At 58.4% G+C, this 24249-nt stretch carries 21 protein-coding genes and 1 tRNA gene; 10 read left to right on the forward strand and 12 right to left on the reverse strand.

The window, feature by feature from the left end:
• Positions 1 to 20: 20 nt before the first annotated feature.
• The gene (wrbA, locus tag FHN83_RS20025; protein WP_039032295.1) at positions 21 to 617 is read right to left on the reverse strand and encodes an NAD(P)H:quinone oxidoreductase; all 597 of its coding nucleotides are present in this window, start codon (positions 615 to 617) and stop codon (positions 21 to 23) included.
• A gap of 394 nt (positions 618 to 1011) precedes the next feature.
• Here wrbA and FHN83_RS20030 point away from each other — a divergent pair, with 394 nt between their 5' ends.
• Both FHN83_RS20030 and FHN83_RS20035 read left to right on the forward strand, forming a co-directional pair.
• Complete coding sequence (locus FHN83_RS20030; protein WP_072036748.1) at positions 1012 to 1188, forward strand: general stress protein; 177 nt, start codon at positions 1012 to 1014, stop codon at positions 1186 to 1188.
• A 141-nt stretch (positions 1189 to 1329) separates the two neighbouring features.
• Entirely contained in the window at positions 1330 to 2250 is a 921-nt protein-coding gene (locus FHN83_RS20035) for a DMT family transporter (protein ID WP_039032297.1), read from the forward strand.
• Here the strand turns inward: FHN83_RS20035 and rutG are convergent.
• From rutG to rutA, 7 genes are read right to left on the reverse strand one after another with little or no spacing between them, the layout of a single operon-like run.
• On the reverse strand, positions 2241 to 3563 hold the full coding sequence (gene rutG, locus FHN83_RS20040) for a pyrimidine utilization transport protein G (RefSeq protein ID WP_039032298.1): 1323 nt from the start codon (positions 3561 to 3563) through the stop codon (positions 2241 to 2243). The genes FHN83_RS20035 and rutG overlap by 10 nt on opposite strands.
• A 20-nt stretch (positions 3564 to 3583) precedes the next feature.
• Complete coding sequence (rutF, locus tag FHN83_RS20045) at positions 3584 to 4075, reverse strand: NADH-dependent FMN reductase RutF (RefSeq protein WP_039032299.1); 492 nt, start codon at positions 4073 to 4075, stop codon at positions 3584 to 3586.
• Positions 4076 to 4084: 9 nt separating this feature from the next.
• Positions 4085 to 4675: a malonic semialdehyde reductase gene (locus tag FHN83_RS20050; RefSeq protein WP_139564731.1), complete on the reverse strand. Its 591-nt coding sequence runs from the start codon at positions 4673 to 4675 to the stop codon at positions 4085 to 4087.
• Positions 4672 to 5484: a pyrimidine utilization protein D gene (gene rutD / locus FHN83_RS20055; RefSeq protein WP_139564732.1), complete on the reverse strand. Its 813-nt coding sequence runs from the start codon at positions 5482 to 5484 to the stop codon at positions 4672 to 4674. Before rutD ends, FHN83_RS20050 begins: the two co-directional genes overlap by 4 nt.
• A 7-nt stretch (positions 5485 to 5491) precedes the next feature.
• Positions 5492 to 5878, reverse strand: coding sequence for a pyrimidine utilization protein C (gene rutC, locus FHN83_RS20060; protein ID WP_139564733.1), 387 nt, complete (start codon positions 5876 to 5878; stop codon positions 5492 to 5494).
• Positions 5879 to 5889: 11 nt separating this feature from the next.
• The gene (rutB, locus tag FHN83_RS20065) at positions 5890 to 6582 is read right to left on the reverse strand and encodes a pyrimidine utilization protein B (RefSeq protein WP_139564734.1); all 693 of its coding nucleotides are present in this window, start codon (positions 6580 to 6582) and stop codon (positions 5890 to 5892) included.
• Entirely contained in the window at positions 6582 to 7673 is a 1092-nt protein-coding gene (rutA, locus tag FHN83_RS20070; protein WP_139564735.1) for a pyrimidine utilization protein A, read from the reverse strand. The genes rutB and rutA overlap by 1 nt, the downstream gene beginning before the upstream one ends.
• Before the next feature lie 249 nt (positions 7674 to 7922).
• Here rutA and rutR point away from each other — a divergent pair, with 249 nt between their 5' ends.
• Positions 7923 to 8561, forward strand: coding sequence for an HTH-type transcriptional regulator RutR (gene rutR, locus FHN83_RS20075; RefSeq protein WP_039032305.1), 639 nt, complete (start codon positions 7923 to 7925; stop codon positions 8559 to 8561).
• On the opposite strand, the gene FHN83_RS20080 is transcribed toward rutR, so the two are convergent.
• On the reverse strand, positions 8558 to 8953 hold the full coding sequence (locus tag FHN83_RS20080; protein ID WP_139564736.1) for a lysozyme inhibitor LprI family protein: 396 nt from the start codon (positions 8951 to 8953) through the stop codon (positions 8558 to 8560). The two genes, rutR and FHN83_RS20080, sit on opposite strands and share 4 nt — an antisense overlap.
• A gap of 164 nt (positions 8954 to 9117) precedes the next feature.
• Positions 9118 to 13080 (reverse strand): trifunctional transcriptional regulator/proline dehydrogenase/L-glutamate gamma-semialdehyde dehydrogenase, encoded by a 3963-nt coding sequence (gene putA / locus FHN83_RS20085; protein ID WP_139564737.1) that lies wholly within the window; start codon positions 13078 to 13080, stop codon positions 9118 to 9120.
• A gap of 420 nt (positions 13081 to 13500) precedes the next feature.
• On the opposite strand from putA, the gene putP reads away from it, so the two are divergent.
• Both putP and FHN83_RS20095 read left to right on the forward strand, forming a co-directional pair.
• A complete protein-coding gene (gene putP / locus FHN83_RS20090; protein WP_138368601.1) occupies positions 13501 to 15009 on the forward strand; it encodes a sodium/proline symporter PutP in 1509 nt (502 codons plus the stop codon).
• A 116-nt stretch (positions 15010 to 15125) separates the two neighbouring features.
• Positions 15126 to 15545, forward strand: a complete 420-nt coding sequence (locus FHN83_RS20095) for a DUF3574 domain-containing protein (protein ID WP_139564738.1) — start codon at positions 15126 to 15128, stop codon at positions 15543 to 15545.
• Between the two features lie 130 nt (positions 15546 to 15675).
• Here FHN83_RS20095 and FHN83_RS20100 read toward each other — a convergent pair whose 3' ends face one another.
• Complete coding sequence (locus FHN83_RS20100; protein ID WP_139564739.1) at positions 15676 to 16860, reverse strand: NupC/NupG family nucleoside CNT transporter; 1185 nt, start codon at positions 16858 to 16860, stop codon at positions 15676 to 15678.
• Between the two features lie 250 nt (positions 16861 to 17110).
• Here FHN83_RS20100 and efeU point away from each other — a divergent pair, with 250 nt between their 5' ends.
• From efeU to FHN83_RS20125, 5 genes are all read left to right on the forward strand, one after another.
• A complete protein-coding gene (gene efeU, locus FHN83_RS20105) occupies positions 17111 to 17944 on the forward strand; it encodes an iron uptake transporter permease EfeU (protein WP_139564740.1) in 834 nt (277 codons plus the stop codon).
• Positions 17945 to 17987: 43 nt separating this feature from the next.
• A complete protein-coding gene (gene efeO, locus FHN83_RS20110; protein WP_138368604.1) occupies positions 17988 to 19115 on the forward strand; it encodes an iron uptake system protein EfeO in 1128 nt (375 codons plus the stop codon).
• Positions 19116 to 19119: 4 nt separating this feature from the next.
• Positions 19120 to 20403, forward strand: a complete 1284-nt coding sequence (gene efeB / locus FHN83_RS20115; RefSeq protein ID WP_139564741.1) for an iron uptake transporter deferrochelatase/peroxidase subunit — start codon at positions 19120 to 19122, stop codon at positions 20401 to 20403.
• 500 nt (positions 20404 to 20903) lie between these two features.
• Positions 20904 to 21698 carry a phosphate starvation-inducible protein PhoH gene (phoH, locus tag FHN83_RS20120; RefSeq protein WP_039032314.1) on the forward strand — a complete coding sequence of 265 codons (795 nt, stop codon included), beginning with the start codon at positions 20904 to 20906 and terminating at the stop codon, positions 21696 to 21698.
• A 453-nt stretch (positions 21699 to 22151) separates the two neighbouring features.
• On the forward strand, positions 22152 to 23645 hold the full coding sequence (locus FHN83_RS20125) for an alanine/glycine:cation symporter family protein (protein WP_139564742.1): 1494 nt from the start codon (positions 22152 to 22154) through the stop codon (positions 23643 to 23645).
• Between the two features lie 382 nt (positions 23646 to 24027).
• Here FHN83_RS20125 and FHN83_RS20130 read toward each other — a convergent pair.
• Positions 24028 to 24115: transfer RNA gene (locus tag FHN83_RS20130), tRNA-Ser, on the reverse strand.
• Positions 24116 to 24249: the final 134 nt, after the last annotated feature.

Below are 24249 nucleotides of genomic sequence, written 5' to 3' on the forward strand. Positions count from 1 at the left end.
AGTGATCCTCCAGTTGAGAGTTAACCTTTCAGTTTAGCAGCCAGGCCGGCGACATATTCACCCTGGTAGCGGGCGATGTTCAGTTCTGCTTCTGACGGCTGACGCGAGCCGTCGCCACCGGCAATGGTGGTCGCGCCGTAAGGCGTTCCACCGCGAACCTGTGAAATATCAAACAGCTCCTGCGTGCCATAGCCGATCGGCACAATGACCATCCCGTGGTGGGCAAGGGTAGTCCAGGTGGAGGTAATGGTCTGCTCCTGTCCGCCACCGGTGCCGGTTGAGCTGAACACGCTGGCAATCTTGCCGTGTAACGCGTTCTTCACCCACAGCCCGCCGGTTTGATCGAGGAAGGTGCGCATCTGTCCGGCCATGTTGCCGAAGCGCGTCGGGGTACCAAAGATGATCGCGTCGTAATCGCCCAGCTCCTGTGGAGAGGCTTCCGGCGCGTCCTGCGCTTTGCCACCTGCTTTGGCAAAAGCGTCTGCCGGCATGGTTTCCGGCACGCGTTTGATCACTACCTCAACCCCCTCGACTTTCCTGGCGCCGTCCGCCACTGCGTGAGCCATGGTTTCGATGTGTCCGTACATGGAATAGTAGAGCACCAGAATTCTCGTCATTTCGCCTCACTCCTCGCATGATTTTTTTGGCCAGCGGCATGCTGTCCTCATTTAAAGATATGACGTGACAGCGAGACTGCAAATCTGAAGGCCATTTGTTTGATTTTAAACAACAATGCATGTGGGTCTGTCTTCGTAGCAAAATGACACATTTTCCCTATTGTGAATTTCTGGAATGATAAGAAAGGTTTATGGTTCCGTTTCGTCGGGCTTCATACAAAAGGCTGATATCGTATTGCAGGATATTACGATTGGCTGGCTGAATGCCCATGCTCCACTAAGCTTAGGTTCACGCGGCGCAGATAAAGCCACTTTTTTAGCGTCGTCAGGTGGAAGAAACCGCTTTCACTGAATACAGAACGAAATCTTATGTTTCTAACTCTGGAGGTCCGACATGGCAAACCATCGTGGTGGGTCAGGTAATTTTGCAGAAGACCGTGAAAGAGCATCAGCAGCAGGACGTAAAGGTGGCCAGCAGAGCGGGGGTAACTTCAAGAATGACCCTCAGCGCGCATCCGAAGCTGGCAAAAAAGGGGGTAAAAATAGCCATGGCGGTAACAGGAGTAAATAAGTTGTCGCTGTCTGAAGTACGGGTCTCATGACCCCTGGCACCCCCCGCCGCCGGGATACCCGGCGGTTTTTTTGTGCCTGTTATTGAACTGTTATCAAATTCCTCCCACACTAGCGGATTCACTCTTTACCCTGGTGTCCCATGTCCTCCTCTCGTTATGCCTTCTCCATCAAGCCGCAGGAAGCGATCCTGATCCTTATCACCATGTTCTGGGGCGGTACCTTTCTGGCCGTGCAGTACGCCGTGACGCTCAGCGATCCCTTCTTCTTTGTCGGCCTGCGCTTTGCCACGGCGGCGCTGGCGGTGGCGCTGATTTCCCTCAAAACCCTGCGCGGCCTGACCATGACCGAGCTGAAGGCGGGGCTGGCGATAGGGGTGGCGATTGCGATGGGCTACAGCCTGCAAACCTGGGGACTACAGACCATCCCCAGCAGTAAATCGGCCTTTATTACCGCCATGTATGTTCCGCTGGTGCCGCTGCTGCAGTGGCTCTGCCTGCGCCGGATGCCGGGGATGATGTCCTGCATCGGTATCGTGCTGGCCTTTATCGGGCTGATCCTGCTGGCCGGGCCGGAAGATAACCTACTGGCGCTCGGGAAAGGTGAGATCATTACCCTGGTGGGCGCGGTGGCGATTGCCGCCGAGATTATCCTCATCAGCGCCTGGGCCGGAAAGGTGGATGTCAAGCGCGTCACCGTTGTGCAGCTGGCCACCGCCTCGCTGGTGGCGTTTCTGACCATGATCCCGGCCGGGGAATCCGTTCCGCCGATGTCGGCCGGGCTGTGGATCGTGGCGCTCGGGCTTGGGATTTTCAGCGCCATTATTCAGGTGACCATGAACTGGGCCCAGCGCAGCGTCTCCCCGACGCGTGCAACGGTTATCTATACCGGCGAGCCGGTGTGGGCGGGGATCTTTGGCCGTCTGGCCGGGGAGCGTCTGCCGTTGCTGGCTCTGCTGGGCGCCGCCTTTATCATTGCGGGCGTGCTGGTGAGCGAGCTAAAGCTCAAAAGAAAGAATAAGGCGCTGGCGGAAGCCGACAGCGCCTCGCTGGATCAGTCCTGAGGAACCGCTTCGCCCTGCGTCACCCCGGCCATCCGGCGGCTGAGCAGGGCGTTAAGGGCAATCGCGCCGAAAGTGGCCGTGCCGATACCGCCGAGGGTAAAGCCGCCCAGCGAAAGGGCAAAATCACCCGCTCCCAGCACCAGGGTCACGGCGACCATAATCAGGTTACCGTTCTGGCTCAAATCGACATGGTTCTGCACCCAGATCCGCGCCCCGGCCACCGCGATTAACCCGAACACCACTATCGATGCCCCGCCAATTACCGGCGCGGGGATGGTGTGGATCAGCGCGCCAAACTTCGGTGAGAAACCGAGCAGCACGGCAATCACCGCCGCCGCCACGAACACCAGCGTCGAGTAGACTTTGGTCACCGCCATCACGCCGATATTCTCGGCATAGGTGGTCACTCCGCTGCCGCCCACCGAGCCCGACAGCATGGTCGCCAGCCCGTCGCCCACAAACGCCCGGCCCATATACGGGTCCATGTTGCGCCCGGTCATTCCGGCCACCGCCTTCAGGTGACCGAGGTTCTCCGCCACCAGGATCACCGCCACCGGGGCAATCAGCATCATCGCCTGGCCGTTAAAGGTGGGCGAGGTCAGCTGCGGCAGGCCAAACCACGCCGCCTGCTGCACAAGGGCAAAATCCACCGGTTTGCCGAGCCCAAAGAGGCTGGTCACCAGGGCGTAGAGCAGGCAGGCGACGATCAGCCCCACCAGGATCAGCAGCCGCTGAACCATTCCCCGGGTAAACACCGCCACCAGACCGATGCACAGCACCGTCATCACCGCCATCCAGCTGTCAAAGGCCGAGCCGGAAACGCCTTTGACGGCAATAGGGGCCAGGTTCAGGCCAATCGCCATCACCACCGCGCCGGTCACCACCGGCGGCATCAGCCGTTCGATCCAGCGGGTGCCCATCTTCATCACCACCAGCCCAATCACGGTATAGATCGCACCGCAGGCGATGATCCCGCCCAGGGCAACGCTCAGCTGCGGGTTAACCCCCTGGCCGCTGAAGCCGGTGGCGGCAATGACCACCCCGACAAAGGCCGCGCTGGAGCCGAGGTAGCTCGGCACCCGTCCCCCGGTGATGAAAAAGAACAGCAGGGTGCCGATGCCCGACATCAGAATCGACAGGTTAGGATCCAGCCCCATCAGAATGGGCATCAGCACCGTGGCGCCAAACATCGCCACCGCGTGCTGCACGCCCATCACCGCGGTTTGCGCCAGCGGGAGACGTTCATCCGGCGCGACCACGCCGCTTTCTGAGGTCGATTTCAACTGCCAGTGAGGAAAACCGAATAGTGCCATCAGCTGCTCCTTAAGGAGGGTTAACAGGCGGGTCGCATCAGCGCGTGGTATCCGCGGTCAAACCACACCAGGCCCTGCGGCACCGGGTGGCGGGTAATTGCAACGATCTCGCAAAACAGAATGTCGTGAGTGCCGACGCTCACCACCTGGCTAATCCGGCAGTCGAAGGAGGCCAGCGCGTCGTCCAGCCGCGGGCAGCCGGTAGCCCCCGTCTGCCAGTCGGCGGCGGCAAAGCGGTCGGCCATCGGGGTTTTCCCTCCGAACAGATTCGAGAGCGACTCCTGGCCCGCGCTCAGGGTGTTGACGCACAGGGTGCGGTTATCATTAAACACCGGCCATACCGACGCGCCGCGGTTCAGGCACACCAGCAGGGTCGGCGGCGAGTCGGTCACGCTGCACACCGCGCTGGCGGTAAAGCCCGCCTGACCGGCCGGGCCGTCGGTGGTGATAATATTGACCGCCGCGCCGAGACAGGCCATCGCATCCCGAAACGTTTGCTTATCGATGTTCATGGTGGCTCCTTATGCCAGCCCGCAGGCGTCTTCAAAGCTGAGACGGGGCAGACGCCCGTAGAGTTTGCTGGTATCGCCATAGCCGATATTGATCAGCAGATTGCTTTTCAGGCTGCTGCCGGTGAAGAAGGCCGCGTCCACCTTCTCCCGATCGAAGCCGGACATCGGCCCGGTATCCAGCCCCAGCGCCCGGCAGGCGACGATCAGATAGGCCGCCTGCATCGTGCTGTTGCGAAAGGCGGTCTCCTCGGCGAGCTGCGGGCTGGCGGTAAACCAGCTCCGGGCATCCCCGTGGGGAAACAGCTCCGGCAGACGCTCATAAAACACGCTGTCCCAGGCTACAATCGCCGTCACCGGGGCGGTGAGGGTCTTTTGCAGATTGCCGCTGGAGAGCGCCGGGCGCAGCTTCTCTTTGCCTTCCGGGGTGCGGATAAACACCATCCGCGCCGGTGAGCAGTTGGCCGAGGTCGGGCCCCACTTCATCAGGTCGTAAATTTCGCGCAGCGTCTCGTCGCTGACCGGGCGATCCAGCCAGCCGTTGTGGGTTCGCGCCTCGGTAAACAGCGCGTTCTGCGCCGTCGGGTTGATGGCTTCACTCATGGCAACTCCTTTGATAAACGTTCGTGGCGGTGCAGCAGGCTGGCGAGCCCGTTTTGCAGCAGGGCGTTAAACGCCTCCGGCTCGGTCACGTTGCAGGCGTGGCCGCCCCGGGGCATCCGGGTGAAGATGCTGTCGGGCAGGGCGTCGTGCAGCTGCGAAGAGCAGATCGTGGGCACCAGCAGATCGTCGGCGGAACAGATGATCTGCACCGGGCAGCGGACGCGCATGGTCTGGCGACTGTAATCGGCCCGCTTCAGGGCGCTGAGCCTGCGCAGCAGGGTGGTTTTGCCCTGGAAATGCGCGAGGGCCAGCGCCTCTTCGGCCTCCATGCGCGGCTGGCGGGCCGCCATCCAATCCGCCGGATAGAGAAACAGCGGCTGGGCTTCCACCCACGCCTGAGCGCCCCCTGCGTGCAGCAGCCGCTCGCGGATCTGAAAACAGCGCCGGGTATGGGGATGCAGCGCCATCCAGCCGTTGACGCACACCAGCGCGCTGAGTGCGCCGGGGTGATCCACCGCCAGCTGCAGGCCGACAAGCGCCCCCAGAGCATGGCCCACCACGCTGAACTGTGCGATCCCGGCGGCATCCAGCGCCTGCCACAGCTCGTCGGCCATCTGCGCCAGGGTGTAATCCTCCGGCAGCTCGCCGGGATTGTTGCCGGTGCCACGCTGGTCATAGCACACCACCTGATACCCCTGCTCCAGGTCAGCAAGCTGGGGCAGCCAGTAGCTGGCGCTGCCTCCTAATCCGGCGATCAGCACCACAACCGGCGCACCGGCGAAGGGGGGCGGTGAAATGGACAGATTCATGGCAACCTCACGGCGTGATGTGGGCGATGGTGGCGATCTCCACCAGCGCCTCGGGTTTGACCAGCCCGCACTGAATGCAGAAGCGGGCCGGTTTATCACCGGGGAAAAACTCGGCGTAGATTTCGTTAATCGCGGCGTAGTTTTTCCAGTCGGTGATAAAGATGCTGTTGAAGGTCACGTCCTCCATGGTCCCACCCGCCGTTTCGATCACGCGCTGAATGGTCTGCAGCACGTGGCGGGTTTGTGCCTTTGGGTCATCGGGGAAGACCACGTTGTTCTGCGCATCGAACGGCAGGGTGCCGGAGACGTAGACCACGCCGTCCGCCAGGGTACCGGGAACGAATGGGGCAATCGGGGTGCTGGTGCCCGGGGGGATAATCACAGATTTCGGCATTGGCTTGCTCCTCAGGCTATACGGGCATACGCGGCGGGGGAGAGGGCGTCGCAGAAGGTGGCGACGTCGCTGACCCAGCCAAAAAAGGTTTCGATATTGAACAGCGCGGCCTGCTGGGCAAACGCCGGTCCCGCCTGGTGGGTGGCATCTTCCAGCACCACGCCGAAATATTCGAGGAAGAAGCCGTCGCGCAGGGTGGATTCCACGCAGACGTTGGTGGCAATACCGGTGAAGATCAGATGGCGGATGCCGCGGCTGCGCAGCAGGCTGTCCAGCGGCGTATTAAAGAAGCCGCTGTAGCGCGGTTTGGGCAGCACGATGTCGCCCGGCTCCGGCACCAGTTCGTTCACCAGTTCATAGTCCCAGCCGCCTTTCGCCAGCAGCTGGCCCTGCAATTCCGGGCGCTGGCGCATGGTTTTCAGGGCGTTCGATTTGTGGAAGTTAGGCGAGCCGGGGCCGCCTGCCTCCACGTACTGGTCGTCCCAGCCGTTCTGGAACCAGACGATCAGCATTCCGGCGCGGCGGGCGGCGGCCACCGCGGTGCGGATATTCTCGATCACCGGGCGGGTGGCGGAGACGTCAAACCCGGCGAGATCGAGATAGCCGCCGGGGCTGGCGTAGGCGTTTTGCATATCCACCACGATCAGCGCGCTCTGCTGAGGGTCAAAGGTGATGGCTTCCGGGCGTGCGGGCAGGGTCGTCATTACGCTACCTCCTTCGTGATGGCCGGAATGTGGGCGCGACACTGCATCAGCGGCTGGATGCGCTCGCCGAAGGTCTCAATGCCGGTAAGGAAATCATCAAAGGTCAGGAGCACGCCTTCTGCCCCCGGCACGCTGGCGACATCATCGAGCATCCTCGCCACGCTGGCGAAAGAGCCCACCAGGGTGCCCATGTTGATATTCACCGCCGAGGTGGGGTCGGCCATCTGGCGCACGTTGGTGTCCGAACCGGAGCGGGTGTCCTTCTGGCTCTGCTCGCTGAGCCAGCTCAGGGCTTCGTCGTCGGCCCCGGCTTTGTAGTGCTCCCACTTCGCCCGCGCCGCCTCGTCGGTTTCGTCGGCGATCACCATAAACAGCACGTAGGAGCCGACGTCGCGCCCGGTCTTTTCAGCCGCCGCCTTCATGCGGGCGGCGGTAGGGGCAAAGGCCGCCGGAGTGTTGACCCCCTTACCGAAGCAGAAGTTAAAGTCGGCGTATTTCGCCGAGAACTCCATCCCGGCATCGCTCTGCCCGGCGCAGATCACCTTCATCGGCACCGACGGCTGCGGGCTGACGCGGCAGTCGTTCATGGTGAAGAACTCGCCTTTGAAGTCGCTCTTGCCGGTGCCCCACAGATCGCGCAGGACCTGCACGTATTCGGTGAGGTAGTCGTAGCGTTTCGCGAAATAGTCATCCCCCGGCCAGAGCCCCATCTGCTCATACTCCGGCTTCTGCCAGCCGGTGACGAGGTTCACGCCGAAGCGCCCGCCGGAGATGGTGTCGATGGTGGAAGCCATCCGCGCCACGATGGCCGGAGGCAGGGTGAGGGTGGCGGCGGTAGCGTAGATCTGGATGCGCGAGGTAACCGCCGCCAGCCCCGCCATCAGGGTGAAGGACTCCAGGTTGTGATCCCAGAATTCTGTCTTACCGCCGAAGCCGCGCAGCTTAATCATCGACAGGGCGAAATCGAAGTGATAGTGCTCTGCCTTCTGCACGATGGCCTTGTTCAGCTCAAAGGTCGGCATGTACTGCGGCGCGTGGGTAGAGATAAGCCAGCCGTTGTTGCCAATGGGAACGAATACGCCAATTTTCATCACGAACCTCTCTTTATCTCAGCATGGGGAAAGTCTGAGGTCGGTTTTGCAAAGGCGATGCCAGTTTTGAAATTGGTAATGTTATTATGGTGTTAACGAATGGTTGATGAATTGCAGGCGTTAAAACTGGACTGTCTGGTCAAAATAGTTGCACACAAAGCAGGCAGTCGTGCGCGGTAGCGGTGCAGATTGTCGTAGCAGGCCTGGGGTTTTTGCTATGCTGGGGGCATATCAACAAGGAGTGAGCCCATGGCGCAAGGCGCAGTGAAAACAGGCGGTAAACGTTCGCAGGCAGTGAGCGCGAAAAAACAGGCGATCCTCTCGGCGGCGCTGGAGACCTTTTCGCAGTTTGGCATTCACGGTACGCGCCTGGAGCAGGTGGCTGAACTGGCCGGGGTGTCGAAAACCAATCTGCTCTACTACTTCCCCTCGAAAGAGGCGCTGTACATTGCCGTCCTGCAACAGATTCTGGATATCTGGCTGGCGCCGCTGAAGGCGTTTCGCGAGGAGCTCACCCCGCTGCTGGCAATCCAGCAGTATATCCGCCTGAAGCTGGAGGTCTCACGGGACTATCCTCAGGCCTCGCGGCTGTTCTGTCTGGAGATGCTGCAGGGGGCACCGCTGCTGAAGGCGGCGCTGAGCGGCGATCTGAAATCGCTGGTGGATGAGAAGTCGGCGATCATTGCCGGCTGGGTCGCCACCGGCAAACTGGCCCCGGTGGACCCGCACCATCTGATCTTTATGATCTGGGCCGCCACCCAGCACTACGCCGACTTTTCCGCTCAGGTCGAGGCGGTGACGGGCAAGACGCTCAAGGATGATGACTTCTTCCACAGTACGGTGGAAAACGTTGAGCGGATGATCATCGAAGGGATCCGGGTGCGTTAATTCGCCGGTGGCAGAGGGCAGCTCAGGTCGCCCTCTTCACACTGCATCAGCGTGGCCAGATACGCTTCACGTTCGTTGGTTTTATCAGCCAGACACTGGTTCACAATCATTGGCTGAATGGAGCCGCCTTCAGTGCCCGAGCCGATAAAGGCGCAGTCGGCATCACGCAGGGCGATCCACGCCTGCTGGGCCTTTTTCAGCAGCTCGCGCTGGGGCGCTTCGGCGCGTTTGATGGCCGCCTGATAAGTCTGGTTCAGGGTTTTATCCGCAGCCTGATATTGTTGCGCGGTACAGGTATTCATTTCCGTCTGGGTGCTGGCGTTGGCGCACTCGTCCGCCTGGGCAATGCTGCTCAGCAGTAATGCGCCTGCGGCAATCATTAATCGTTTCATTATTTGCTCCCTGTAAAAAAGCCGGATGCGCTACGCTTATCCGGCCTGTGAAAATCACATTGTCATTCTCTGTAGCCCCGGTAAGCGCAGCGCCACCGGGGAACAAAGACCGCACAATCCCGTAGCCCCGGTAAGCGTAGCGCCACCGGGGACGGATTGCACGCTTAACCGATGGTCATCAGGCTGGCGTTGCCCCCTGCTGCGGCGGTGTTGACGCTAAGCGAACGCTCCACGTACAGGCGTTCCAACTGGAGGTTGGTTTCACCCCGGGCGAAGCCCTGCACTGAGACGATCGCGCCGTTACGGGCCGCAACCTGCTCACACAGCTCGCGCAGCTGGTCAGAGTCACCGTGATAGATCACCGCGTCAAACGGCTGGCTGGTCAGTACATCGGCTTTAGCAAAGCGAATGCGTTCGGTCACCGCCTTCGGCAGCTGCTTCGCCAGGTCGCGGTGCAGGCCATCTTCCGGCCACAGCACTTCACACCCGGTCGCCAGCGCGGCCGCCAGCTGGGTAAGCGCATCCTGTTCGTTATCCGCCACGCACAGCACGCGCTCGCGCGGCATCAGCGTCCAGGTGTTGCGCTCGCCCGTTGGGCCTGGCAGCACGCGCTGGGTTCCGGCCTGCGCCAGCTCGCCATACTCCTGGCACAGCTCACGCAGCTCAGGGCGTTTTTCTGCCCAGGCTTTCAGGGCTTCCAGCGGCTGGGTCAGCACCGTTTTCACCTGGGTGTCCACCGCGTACTGCGCATCCTGACGCGCCAGGGTCACGCCCAGCGCCTTCGCCGGACGGTTGGCCAGCAGGCGATAGAGGTACATCGGACCACCGGCTTTCGGACCGGTGCCTGACAGCCCTTCGCCGCCGAACGGCTGCACGCCAACCACGGCGCCCACCATATTGCGGTTCACGTACAGGTTGCCGACGTTGGCGCTGCCGGTCACCTGGGCGATGGTCTCGTCGATACGGGTATGCACGCCGAGGGTCAGACCGTAGCCGGAAGCGTTAATCTGCCCGATAAGCGCATCGAGATTGTTACGGTTGTAGCGCACCACGTGCAGTACCGGACCAAACACCTCTTTCTTCAGCTCGTCGAAGCTCGCCAGCTCAATCAGGGTTGGGGCTACAAAGGTGCCGCTGGTCCACTCGCGGGCATCTTCGCTGTTCTCACGCACCGCCTGGTATACCGGACGGCCTTTGGCACGCATCGTCTGAATGTGGTTTTCGATGTTGGCTTTCGCTTCGGCATCGATCACCGGACCGATGTCGGTGGTCAGACGACCAGGGTTGCCCATCCGGCATTCCGCCATCGCGCCGCGCAGCATTTTCAGGGTGTGGTCGGCGACTTCATCCTGCACGCAGAGCACGCGCAGGGCAGAGCAGCGCTGTCCGGCGCTGTCGAAGGCCGAGGCGACCACGTCCACCACCACCTGCTCGGTGAGGGCGGAGGAGTCGACGATCATCGCGTTCATACCGCCGGTTTCGGCGATCAGCGGCGTCGGACGGCCCTGAGCATCCAGACGGGTGGCGATGTTGCGTTGCAGCAGGGAGGCCACTTCGGTGGAGCCGGTGAACATCACGCCGCGCACGCGGTTGTCGGCGGTCAGCTTCGCGCCAACGGTCTCGCCGCGGCCTGGCAGCAGTTGCACCACGCCCGCCGGCACGCCCGCTTCCAGCAGGATATTGATCCCCTGGGCGGCAATCAGCGGCGTCTGTTCGGCCGGTTTCGCCAGCACGCTGTTACCGGCGGCAAGGGCGGCGGCAATCTGGCCGGTGAAGATGGCCAGCGGGAAGTTCCACGGGCTGATACAGACCACCGGACCCAGCGGGCGGTGGGTTTCGTTGTCGAAATCGTCACGGACCTGACCGGCATAGTAGTGCAGGAAGTCAACGGCCTCGCGCACTTCGGCGATGGCGTTGCTGAAGGTTTTACCCGCTTCACGCACCAGAATGCCAATCAGCTGCTGCATCTGATCTTCCATCAGCACCGCAGCACGTTCCAGAATAGCCGCGCGCTCCTGCGGTGGGGTGGCGAACCAGATAGGGGCGTTGTTCACCGCGCTGTCGAGGGCCAGCTCCACTTCCTGTTCGGTAGCTTCGCGGGCAAATCCGACGATGTCTTTCGGCTCGGCCGGGTTGACCACCGGCTGCATTTCGCCGTCGCTGACCGGCTGCTCCAGAATCGGTTTTGCCTGCCACTTCTGCAGGGCGCTGTTGAGCAGCGACGAGGAGAGCGACGCCAGACGATGTTCGTTCGCCAGATCGAGGCCTGCAGAGTTGATGCGGCCATTGCCGTACAGCTCGCGCGGCAGGGCAATCTTCGGATGCGGCAGACCGACCTGACCTTCCTGAGCGGCCATTTTCTCCACCGCCTGGACCGGATCCGCCACCAGCTCGTCCAGCGGCAGGGTGGCATCGGCGATGCGGTTAACGAAGGAGGTGTTAGCCCCGTTTTCCAGCAGACGACGCACCAAATACGCCAGAAGCGTTTCGTGGGTGCCGACCGGGGCGTAAATACGGCATGGACGGTTCAGTTTGCCATCCGCCACTTTACCGGTGACCTGCTCGTACAGCGGTTCACCCATGCCGTGCAGGCACTGGAACTCGTACTGGCCCGGATAGTAGTTCTGACCGGCCAGCTGATAGATGGCCGCCAGGGTGTGGGCGTTGTGGGTGGCGAACTGCGGGTAGATCAGGTTCGGCACGCCGAGCAGCTTTTTGGCGCAGGCGAGGTAGGAGACGTCGGTGTAGACCTTGCGGGTGTAGACCGGATAGCCCTCCAGACCGTCCATCTGGGCGCGTTTGATCTCGCTGTCCCAGTAAGCGCCCTTCACCAGACGGATCATCAGGCGGCGACGGCTGCGGGTGGCGAGGTCAATCAGGTAATCAATCACGAACGGGCAGCGTTTCTGGTAGGCCTGAATAACAAAGCCAATCCCGTTCCAGCCCGCCAGCTCCGGCTCGAAGCACAGTTTTTCCAGCAGATCGAGGGAGATCTCCAGGCGGTCGGCCTCTTCGGCGTCGATGTTGATGCCGATATCATACTGGCGCGCCAGCAGGGTCAGGGACTTCAGGCGCGGGTAGAGCTCTTCCATCACGCGATCGTACTGGGCGCGGCTGTAGCGCGGGTGCAGGGCGGAGAGCTTGATGGAGATCCCCGGGCCTTCATAGATGCCGCGGCCGTTGGAGGCTTTACCGATGGCGTGGATCGCCTGCTGGTAAGAGACCAGATAGGCCTGCGCGTCGGCGGCGGTCAGCGCCGCTTCGCCCAGCATGTCATAGGAGTAGCGGAAGCCTTTGTCTTCCAGCTTGCGGGCGTTAGCCAGCGCTTCAGCGATGGTTTCGCCGGTCACGAACTGCTCGCCCATCAGGCGCATCGCCATGTCCACGCCTTTACGGATCAGCGGCTCGCCGCTCTTGCCGATAATGCGGTTCAGGGAGCGGGAGAGGTTGGCTTCGTTATGGGTGGAGACCAGCTTGCCGGTAAACAGCAGGCCCCAGGTGGCGGCGTTCACGAATAGCGACGGGCTGCGGCCAATGTGGGAGTGCCAGTTGCCGTTGCTGATCTTGTCGCGGATCAGGGCGTCGCGGGTGGCTTTGTCCGGGATACGCAGCAGCGCTTCCGCCAGACACATCAGGGCCACGCCCTCCTGAGAGGAGAGGGAGAACTCCTGCAGCAGGCTCTGCACCATTCCGGCGCGGCCTGAGGCGTTTTTCTGGTTACGCAGTTTTTCAGCAAGCTGATACGCCAGGCTGTGGGCCTGGGAGGCAATCGGCTCCGGCAGACGCGCCTGCTCCAGCAGCATCGGTACGGCGTCGGTCTCGGCACGACGGTAAGCGGCGGTAATGGCCGCACGGCTCACCGACTGCGGCAAAATCTGCTCGGCAAATTCGAGGAACGGCTGGTGGATCTCATCGCTCGCCTCGGCGCTGTCGTCGCTCTCGTTGGCGGCACCGGCCAGCAGGGCAGGCAGCTCTGGCAGGGCGTCGTCGCTCTCCAGTTTTTCCAGATAGTTGAAGATTGCCTGCTTAATTAACCAGTGTGGCGTGCGGTCAATTCGGGTTGCGGCCGATTTAATCCGTTCGCGGGTCGCGTCATCCAGCTTAACCCCCATAGTGGTCATGCCCATGCCAAAAACTCCTGTGATTCAGTAGCGCTAGTGTAGTTAACGTGAAATATCCACTATGTTGCAACTTTGTGCAACCACGTTAAATGTGACCCGGTTTGCAAGCTGGAAAATGAATGGAATGTTACGAAGGGGTTAACCGTAAAATAAGTGTGGATTTTAAGAGTGAAGCTTGGTTTCATGCGGCGCTTAACACTTTTTAAAGGTGCAACCGCAAAAAACGTGAGCGAGTGCAACCTCCAGGAATCTGGTGTGAAACCGGGGATGAAATTGATGTAAATGCAGTGTTAAATCGTTTGTGTCATGGAGGCGCATACGGCAGGATACGCGCGGCCAACAGAAACACACATCATCACCCCCTCGTTCCGGGGGTGTAATAAAGACGGTCAGAAAGGCCGTCGAACATCTTTGCGGAGTATTTAAATGGCAATTAGCACACCGATGCTGGTGACATTTCTTATCTATATTTTTGGCATGATCCTGATAGGGTTCCTTGCATGGCGTTCTACCAAGAACTTTGACGACTACATCCTCGGCGGGCGTAGCCTTGGGCCGTTCGTGACCGCGCTCTCTGCGGGTGCGTCGGATATGAGCGGCTGGCTGCTGATGGGGCTGCCGGGCGCCATCTTTCTCTCCGGGATCTCGGAAAGCTGGATCGCCATCGGCCTGACGCTGGGGGCATGGATCAACTGGAAGCTGGTGGCCGGGCGTCTGCGCGTGCACACCGAAGCCAACAACAACGCCCTGACCCTGCCGGACTACTTCACCGGCCGTTTCGAAGATAAGAGCCGCATCCTGCGTATTATCTCGGCGGCGGTTATTCTGCTGTTCTTCACCATCTACTGTGCCTCCGGCATCGTGGCGGGCGCGCGTCTGTTCGAAAGCACCTTCGGCATGAGCTACGAAACCGCACTCTGGGCGGGCGCGGCGGCGACCATCCTCTACACCTTCGTGGGCGGGTTCCTGGCGGTAAGCTGGACTGACACCGTGCAGGCGAGCCTGATGATTTTTGCCCTGATCCTGACCCCGGTAATTGTGATCCTCTCCGTGGGCGGTCTGGGTGATTCGCTGGCGGTTATCCAGCAGAAGAGCATTGAAAACGTCGATATGCTGAAAGGGCTGAACTTTGTCGCCATCGTGTCGCTGATGGGCTGGGGGCTGGGTTACTTCGGTCAGCCGCACATCCTGGCGCGCTTTATGGCGGCAGACTCTCACCACACCATCGTTCATGCCCGTCGTATCAGCATGGCATGGATGATCCTCTGCCTGTGCGGCGCCTGTGCGGTAGGCTTCTTCGGGATTGCCTACTTCAGCAACAACCCGTCTCTGGCAGGCGCGGTAAACCAGAACGCCGAGCGCGTGTTTATCGAGCTGGCGCAGATCCTCTTCAACCCGTGGATCGCCGGTATTCTGCTCTCCGCCATCCTGGCGGCGGTAATGTCCACCCTGAGCTGCCAGCTGCTGGTCTGCTCCAGTGCCATCACCGAAGATCTGTACAAAGCCTTCCTGCGTAAAAACGCCAGCCAGAAAGAGCTGGTATGGGTCGGTCGCCTGATGGTGCTGGTGGTAGCCCTGGTCGCTATCGCCCTGGCATCTAACCCGGAAAACCGCGTGCTGGGTCTGGTGAGCTACGCCTGGGCAGGCTTTGGTGCCGCCTTTGGTCCGGTGGTGCTCTTCTCGGTGATGTGGTCCCGCATGACACGTAACGGCGCGCTGGCGGGGATGATTATCGGTGCAGTTACCGTGATCGTCTGGAAACAGTTTGCGTGGCTGGGTCTGTACGAAATCATCCCGGGCTTTATCTTCGGCAGCATCGGGATTGTGGTCTTCAGTCTGCTGGGTAAAGCGCCGTCTGCCACGATGCAGAAACGCTTTGCCGACGCCGATGCGATGTATCACACCACTGCACCAACGAAGTTACAGGCTGAGTAAAAAGTTTCTCCCTTCACGTAGGCCGGGTAAGCGCAAGCGCCACCCGGCTTTTTTCTTGCCAAAATTCAAAAATTACGTTGATATCCTTGTGCTTATAACAATGAGGATAGCAAAGCATGACAATCAAAACAGGGCTGATGGCAGGCGCAATGTTACTGCTGGCAGGCTGCAACGCCCCATCGCACACCCCCGCGGATAACACCTGCAAAGCCGATAATCAGATGCAGCAGACCACCCTCTATTTCGGCCTGAACCGTCCGGCAGGCGAGGCGATCACCGGCCAGGAGTGGCAGCAGTTTGTCGATCGGGACGTCACGCCGCATTTTCGCGATGGTTTAACGGTGTTTGATGCGCGCGGGCAGTGGCTGGGTAACGACGGGAAAGTGGCGCGCGAGTCGAGCAAGGCGCTGATGCTGATCCACGGCAAAGATGCGCAGAGCGAGAGCAATATCGAGGCGTTGCGGGTGATCTATAAACAGCGCTTCGCCCAGGAGTCGGTGATGCGCGTTGACCAGCCGGTGTGCGTGCAGTTTTAAACCCGCCTGGCGGCGCTGCGCTTGCACGGGCCTACAGGTTTCGTAGGCCGGGTAAGCGTCAGCGCCACCCGGCAAAACAAGCCGCACAATTCGTAGGCCCGTGCAAGCGCTAGCGCCGCCGGGCAATCAATTACAGCACCAGTCCCGCAAAGCTCGCCGACAACAGGCTTACCAGCGTCGCGCCATACACCAGGCGCAGACCAAATCGTGACACCACGTTACCCTGCTGCTCGTTCAGCCCCTTAATCGCCCCGGCGACAATGCCGATAGAGGCAAAGTTGGCGAAGGAAACCAGGAATACTGACAGGATCCCCAGCCCGCGCGGCGTCATCTGAGCGGCAATTTTTTGCAGCTCGATCATCGCCACAAATTCATTCGCCACCAGCTTGGTTGCCATAATGCCGCCCGCGTGCAGGGCATCGCTCAGCGGGATCCCCACCAGCCAGGCCAGCGGATAGAAGACATAACCCAAAATCTGCTGGAAGCTCAAACCAAACAGGCTTGAGAAGAGGGCGTTGACGGCGCTGATCAGGGCGATAAAGCCAATCAGCATCGCCAGAATAATCATCGCCACTTTGAACCCGGCCAGAATATATTCCCCCAGCATCTCAAAGAAACTCTGGGATTCGTGCATCTTCTCGAGCTTAATTTCCGGCTCCGCTTCCGGGCGGGTCGGGTTAATCACCGTCAGGATGATAAAGGTGCTGAACATATTCAGGATCAGCGCCGCCACCACATATTTTGCCTCCAGCATCGTCATATAGGCGCCGACGATGGACAGGGAAACGGTGGACATTGCGGTGGCCGCCATGGTGAACAGACGACGGGACGAGAGATCCCCCAGCACCCCTTTGTAAGCAATGAAGTTTTCTGACTGACCGAGCGTCAGGGAGCTGATGGCGTTGAAGGATTCCAGCTTGCCCATGCCGTTCACCTTCGACAGCAGGGTGCCGACAACGCGAATAATCACCGGCAGAATGCGCCAGTGCTGCAGAATACCGATCAGCGCAGAAATAAAGATAATCGGGCACAGGACGCCAAGGAAAATAAACGCCAGCCCTTTTTCACCCATCCCGCCAAATACAAAGTTGGTCCCTTCGGCGGCATATTTCAGTAACGACTCAAAGAAGCCCGAGACGTACTGAATAACAAACAGGCCGCTTTCGGCGTGGAGGAAAAAGAACGCCAGCGCAATCTCAATAACGATAAGTTGAATGACGTAACGAATGCGGACGCTGCGGCGGTCGAAGCTGACCAGCCAGGCCAGCGCAAGGATAACCACCAGCGCCAGCAGGAAGTGCAGGAATTGATACATAGTTGATTTTCAGCAGATTAGTGAGGCGCACATTTAGCCACAGCCTGCCGTAACCGTAAATGAACTTTTAAGTCTTAACTTATAAACCTTTTAATCACTTAAGTGATTATGTTTACGTTATGGTTTTACATCCTGTCATCAAAATGCAGCATATTTCGCTTGTATTTCTTATTGCCGTAATGATAATCACTATCACAAGAATTTACCTTTCTTTGCATCAGTTGACGGCGAAAAACATTTAAGGTGTCGCATGTTTGTTCCATTTCTCATTATGTTACGTGAAGGGCTCGAAGCAGCCTTAATTGTCAGCCTTATTGCCAGCTATCTGAAACGCACCCAGCGGGGCCGCTGGATCGGCGTCATGTGGATTGGCGTCTTCCTTGCCGCCGCGCTGTGTCTAGGTCTTGGCATTGCCATCAACGAAACCACCGGCGAATTCCCGCAGAAAGAGCAGGAGCTGTTCGAAGGGATCGTAGCGGTGATTGCGGTGGTGATCCTCACCTGGATGGTGTTCTGGATGCGCAAGGTGTCGCGTAACGTGAAGGTTCAGCTGGAGCAGGCGGTGGACAGCGCCCTGGCGAAGGGCAATCACCACGGCTGGGCGCTGATTATGATGGTCTTTTTCGCCGTGGCGCGGGAAGGGCTGGAGTCGGTCTTCTTCCTGCTCGCCGCTTTCCAGCAGGATGTCGGGATCTGGCCGCCGCTGGGCGCGGTGCTGGGCCTGGCGACCGCGGTGGTGATCGGTTTTCTGCTCTACTGGGGCGGCATTCGTCTCAACCTGGGCGTCTTCTTCAAATGGACCAGCCTGTTTATTCTGCTGGTGGCCGCCGGGCTGGCCGCGGGCGCGATCCGCGCCTTCCACGAGGCGGGCCTGTGGAACCACTTCCAGGATATGGCGTTCGACCTAAGTAACGTCCTCTCCACCCATTCCCTGACCGGCACCCTGCTCGAAGGCATCTTCGGTTATCAGGAAGCGCCGAGCGTCAGCGAAGTGGCGATGTATTTCATCTATCTCATTCCGGCGCTGGCGCTGTTCTTTATGCCCCCGCGTGGAGGCACGCAGCCGTCGCGGTCTGCGCCCTGAAGTGCTCAATGTAGTTACAACATACTTTTAAAAGGGAAAGGTCATGGCAATCCATTTTCGTCGTAGTGCGTTACAGGCTGGCGTGGCAGCGCTGATTGCGTCTGCATTTGCGGCCCAGGCCGCGGATGTCCCGCAGGTGAAAGTCACCGTCAATGATAAGCAGTGTGAGCCGATGACCATCACGGTCAACAGCGGTAAAACCCAGTTCATTATCCAGAACCACAGCCAGAAAGCGCTGGAGTGGGAGATCCTGAAAGGGGTGATGGTGGTGGAAGAGCGTGAAAACATCGCGCCGGGCTTCAGCCAGAAGATGACCGCCAACCTGCAGCCGGGCGAATACGACATGACCTGCGGCCTGCTGACCAACCCGAAAGGCAAGCTGATTGTGAAAGGCGCCGCCACCGCCGATGCCGCCAAAGGGGAAGCGCTGCTGAGCCTGGGCGACGCCATTACCGCCTATAAAGCGTATGTCACCAAAGAGACCGCCGATCTGGTCGCGGGCACTAAAGCCTTTACCGACGCGGTGAAGGCGGGCGATATCGAAAAAGCGAAATCGCTGTACGCGCCAACCCGTCAGCACTACGAGCGCATCGAGCCGATTGCCGAGCTGTTCTCCGATCTCGACGGCAGCATCGACGCCCGTGAAGACGACTACGAGCAGAAAGCCGCCGATCCGAAATTCACCGGCTTCCACCGTCTGGAAAAAGCGCTGTTTGGCGACAACTCCACCAAAGGGATGGAGCAGTACGCGGAGCAGCTGAACAGCGATGTGCTGGATCTGCAAAAACGCATCAGCGAGCTGGCCTTCCCGCCGTCAAAAGTGGTGGGTGGCGCAGCCGGCCTGATTGAAGAAGTGGCGGCCAGCAAGATCAGCGGGGAAGAAGATCGCTACAGCCATACCGACCTGTGGGACTTCCAGGCCAACGTCGAGGGGGCTCAGAAGATTGTTGACCTGCTGCGTCCGCAGCTGCAAAAAGACAACAGCGAACTGCTGGCAAAAGTGGATGCTAACTTCAAGAAAGTGACCACCATTCTGGCGAAATACCGCACAAAAGACGGCTTTGAGACCTACGACAAGCTGACCGATGCCGACCGTAATGCCCTGAAAGGGCCGATTACTACTCTGGCAGAAGATCTGGCTCAGCTGCGTGGTGTCCTGGGCCTGGATTAATTCGATGAACAAGCATGATGAGTATGACGTCGCTGAACCTTCACGGCGTCGGTTGTTAAAAGGGGTAGGGGCGCTTGGCGGCGCTCTTGCTCTGGCAGGTGGCTGTCCGGTGGCGCATGCGGCAAAACCGCAGAGCGCGCCGGGCACGCTCTCCCCGGATGCGCGGATGGAGACCCAGCCGTTTCACGGCCTGCATCAGGCCGGGATCTTAACCCCGCAGCAGGCCTCAATGATGCTGGTGGCCTTTGACGTGCTGGCCAGCGATAAAAGCGAGCTGGAACGCCTGTTCCGCCTGCTGACCCAGCGCATCACCTTCCTCACCACCGGCGGCCCGGCGCCCGACACGCCGAACCCGCGTCTGCCGCCTATGGACTCCGGGATCCTGGGGGCCTTTATCGCTCCGGATAACCTGACCATGACGGTGTCGCTGGGGGCGTCGCTTTTTGACGATCGCTTCGGCCTGGCCGGGCTGAAACCTAAATCACTGCAGAAGATGGTGCGTTTCCCGAATGATTCGCTGGATGCGGCGCTGTGTCATGGCGATCTGCTGATCCAGATCTGTGCCAACACCCAGGACACGGTGATCCACGCCCTGCGGGATCTGATCAAGCACACCCCGGATCTACTGAGCGTGCGCTGGAAGCGGGAAGGGTTTATCTCTGACCACGCCGCGCGCAGCAAAGGCAAAGAGACGCCGGTGAACCTGCTCGGCTTCAAGGATGGCACTGCCAACCCCGACAGCCAGGATGCGCCGCTAATGGATCGCGTGGTATGGGTGACGGCGGATCAGGGCGAACCGGCCTGGACGGTGGGCGGCAGCTATCAGGCGGTGCGCATCATCCAGTTTCGCGTTGAGTTCTGGGACCGGACGCCGCTCAAAGAGCAGCAGACTATTTTTGGCCGCGACAAGCAAAGCGGTGCGCCGCTGGGCATGAAGAACGAGCACGACGTGCCGGATTACGCCAGCGATCCGGACGGCAATGTTATCGCCCTCGACAGCCATATCCGCCTTGCTAACCCGCGCACGAAGGAGACCGAGCAAAACCTGATGATGCGCCGGGGATACAGCTACTCGCTGGGGGTGACCAACTCCGGCCAGCTGGATATGGGGCTGCTGTTTGTCTGCTTCCAGCACGATCTGGAGAAGGGCTTTTTGACCGTCCAGAAGCGCCTGAACGGCGAAGCGCTGGAAGAGTACGTGAAGCCGATTGGCGGGGGTTACTTCTTTGCCCTGCCGGGCGTGCAGAATAAAAACGGCTGGCTGGCACAGGGTCTGCTCGAAGCCTGATTAGCGTCCCGCTTAACACTTAAGCGGGATGATTTTTTTCCGTCTCTCTATCTCCTTGTTATAATTCTGTAATAGTCCGATAGCAGACTAAGTGAAACTGTAGGTCGAGTCTTAAAAGTTGCATTCGGGTAAAATAAATGTTGCATTCATGCTAAATCCTGATGTACTTACTTTAAGAAAGCGGTAAACCTTACAGTGAACATGAATCACTCTGGAGATCGCCGATGGTTGGGTCCTGTACTGGACAAGGTAAACGTAACAACCGCAGCACCCGGCGCGGAGGCTCAAACTCCGGCAGCGATCTCTTCACCGAAAAATTCTCCCCCTCCACAGCAAATCCTGATTTTACCGACCCGTCGAATGGTGAGCATAGCGATCCGGCGGCGTCATTTAACCAAGCAAGCTATGGCTTAAAAGGAAGCCAACCCTCAGATGTTTGTTCGCCTAATCGCACTGATTGCGGTGCGAGTGATGAATACCAACAACTCAAGGTGCTATCCATGGGAAGACAAAAAGCAGTGATCAAAGCTCGTCGTGAAGCGAAACGTGTGCTGAGACGGGATTCACGTAGCCATAAACAGCGTGAAGAAGAGTCGGTCACCTCGCTTGTGCAGATGAGTGGCGTTGAAGCAATTGGCATGGCGCGGGACAGCCGTGATACCACCCCAATTGTGGCGCGCAATGACGCTCAGGCGCAGTACCTGAATGCTATTGAGAGTAAGTCGCTTATTTTCGCCACCGGCGAAGCCGGTTGCGGGAAAACCTGGATAAGTGCAGCTAAGGCGGCGGAGGCTCTGATTCATAAGGACGTCGATAAGATCATTGTGACCCGTCCGGTATTGCAGGCTGATGAAGATCTCGGCTTCTTACCTGGCGATATTTCGGAGAAGTTTGCCCCCTATTTCCGGCCCGTCTACGACGTGCTTGTGAAACGGTTGGGTGCATCTTTTATGCAGTACTGCCTGCGTCCCGAAATTGGTAAGGTAGAAATTGCGCCGTTCGCCTATATGCGCGGACGTACATTTGAAAATGCAGTTGTGATTCTCGACGAGGCCCAGAACGTGACTGCTGCGCAAATGAAGATGTTTTTAACGCGCCTCGGGGAAAACGTGACGGTGATCGTGAACGGGGATATCACCCAGTGCGACCTGCCGGCCGGCGTCAAATCGGGTCTGAGCGATGCGCTGGCACGTTTCGAAGAGGATGAGATGGTGGGCATCGTACGGTTCGATAAAGACGATTGCGTACGTTCGGCGCTCTGCCAGCGGACGCTGCAGGTCTACTCCCGGTCATAGCATAACCTTCTCGTTTTACTTGCTTCCTGTAACCCCTTCCCGGCGTAATGCCGGGAAGCTGCGTCTGATTCCTCGGTTGAAATGCACCTGCGGTTGTCTTTCACAAGATCATATTATGATGATGACATATTTATTTCGTATAGAAAATGCCGGGTATTACGCGGTGTTTTGCTGTATTTATAAGTCTTGTTGTTAACTCAACAGGCTTTTTAATAAAAATGACAGAAGTGTGATATTAATTCGTAATACCCACAAAATATGTATGAAAACCATGATCAGGCTAATTATAAATAATCAATTAAACGTGAATGTTGTCACAATTCATTACTGCCAGCCGAATATTAAGTTGGTAACTTTCGGGCTATTATCTATGTTTCGTAGTCATTCAAACACAATTCTAAAAAGAAACTCCCGGGAAGACTTTTCTCTGGAACATCACGCTGAGGGCCATACATGAACGAACTGGTTAGTGCAATTAATAGTGTTATCTGGAGCCCGGCGTTAATATTTTTATGCCTGGGTGTTGGCCTCTATTTCTCACTGCGTAGTCGCTTTTTACAATTACGCCATGTCAAACATATGGTGGCTCTGATGTTCCAGGGGCGTGCCACGGATGCAGGCGTATCGTCGTTTCAGGCACTGACAATGACGCTGGCGGGGCGCGTGGGGACCGGTAACATCGCGGGTGTGGCAACCGCCATTACCTTTGGCGGGCCGGGAGCGCTATTCTGGATGTGGATGGTGGCGTTTTTGGGTGCCAGCTCCGCTTTTGTTGAATCCACTCTGGGTCAGGTTTATAAAGAAAAAATTAACGGCGAATATCGTGGCGGTCCTGCCTTCTATATTGAAAAAGGTTTGGGCGTGAAATGGTACGCATGGTTATTTGCTATTGTGACTATTTTCTCCTGCGGCTTATTACTTCCCGGTGTACAGGCAAACTCTATTGGCGCCAGCCTGGATATTGCCTTTGGCCTCGATCCAAATGTCACCGCCGCATTATTGGCTATATTATTAAGTTTCATTATTTTTGGTGGTGTGAAAAGGATCGCCAGCTTTAGCAGCATGGTCGTTCCTTTTATGGCGCTCGGCTATATTATTGTCGCCTGCGTTATTATCGCCATTAATATTGAGCAACTTCCTTCTGTTATTCTGCTGATCTGGAAAAGCGCATTTGGCCTTGAAGCAGGCTTTGGTGCTGTTCTGGGGCAGGCAATAATGTGGGGCGTTAAGCGCGGGGTATATTCCAACGAGGCGGCGCAAGGTACAGGGCCACATGCTTCCTCAGCGGCCGAAGTGAGCCATCCGGCGAAACAGGGCCTGGTTCAGGCCTTCTCAGTCTATATCGACACGCTGTTCGTCTGCTCCGCAACCGGGTTCATGCTGTTGATTACCGGGTTGTATAATGTTCAGGGCGTCGATGGCGCGGCAATCTATACAGGGATTGCAGGCGTGGCAGCGGGCCCTGGCTATGTGCAGACCGCCATGGAAAGCATGATGCCTGGTTTTGGTAATTACTTCGTTGCCATTGCGCTGTTCTTCTTTGCTTTCACCACTATTATTGCCTACTACTATATTGCTGAAACAAATATCGCGTATATCAACCGTAAAATTCACCGCCCGTGGCTGACGTTCTTGCTGAAAATATGCCTGTTAACGTCCACGGTATATGGCACCGTGCGTACTGCAGATCTGGCATGGGGGTTGGGCGATATTGGGGTCGGCCTGATGGCGTGGCTTAACATTATTGCAATTGTTCTTTTACATAAAAAAGCATTTGCCAGTCTTAAAGATTATGAAAGCCAGAAGGCGCAAGGTATCGATCCGCAATTTGATCCGATTCGACTTGGGATTAAAAATGCCGATCACTGGGTTAAAGACCGTAAAGATGAAAAGAATGCGAGCCTGGGTCAGACATCTTCACTGTCGGGAAATCGTACACTAAGTTGATGGTGCAAAAAGAGCCCGTATGAAAGTACGGGCTCTTTTTTTATATGGCGGTGAGAAGGTTAGGGGGCTGGATTCCGTGAACATGCCTGATGGCGCTTCGCTTATCAGGCCTACGGGATTGAGGCCGGGTAACGCTTTGTCCCCTCGCCCCTTTGGGGAGAGGGTTAGGGTGAGGGGCCCAGCGCGCACGGTGCCGCATCTGGCACCGGGAGGGATTGACTCGCTGCGCTCGCCCTTCGGGCAGCCTGTTCGCTTCGCTCTCAGTCTGTCCAACTGGCTTCGCCAGTTGTCGAACCCCGGTCGGGGGTTCTCATCCCCCCCTGCAGGCGTGCAATATGCGAAAAAAAAAGCCCGCATTTTCATGCGAGCTCTTCTTTAAATATGGCGGTGAGGGGGGGATTCGAACCCCCGATACGTTGCCGTATACACACTTTCCAGGCGTGCTCCTTCAGCCACTCGGACACCTCACCATATTGTTTTGCTGCCTTTCCTCTCGGGGGCAACGGGGCGCTACTATAGGGAGTCGGGCTAAAACGGTCAAGCAGATTTTCTGCTTTACTGCGCGTTCGGTTAAGCAATAAGCAGCTCCACGGTTTTCAGGCCG

The sequence above is a fragment of the Leclercia adecarboxylata genome (assembly GCF_006171285.1).
Taxonomy (GTDB): domain Bacteria; phylum Pseudomonadota; class Gammaproteobacteria; order Enterobacterales; family Enterobacteriaceae; genus Enterobacter; species Enterobacter barmai.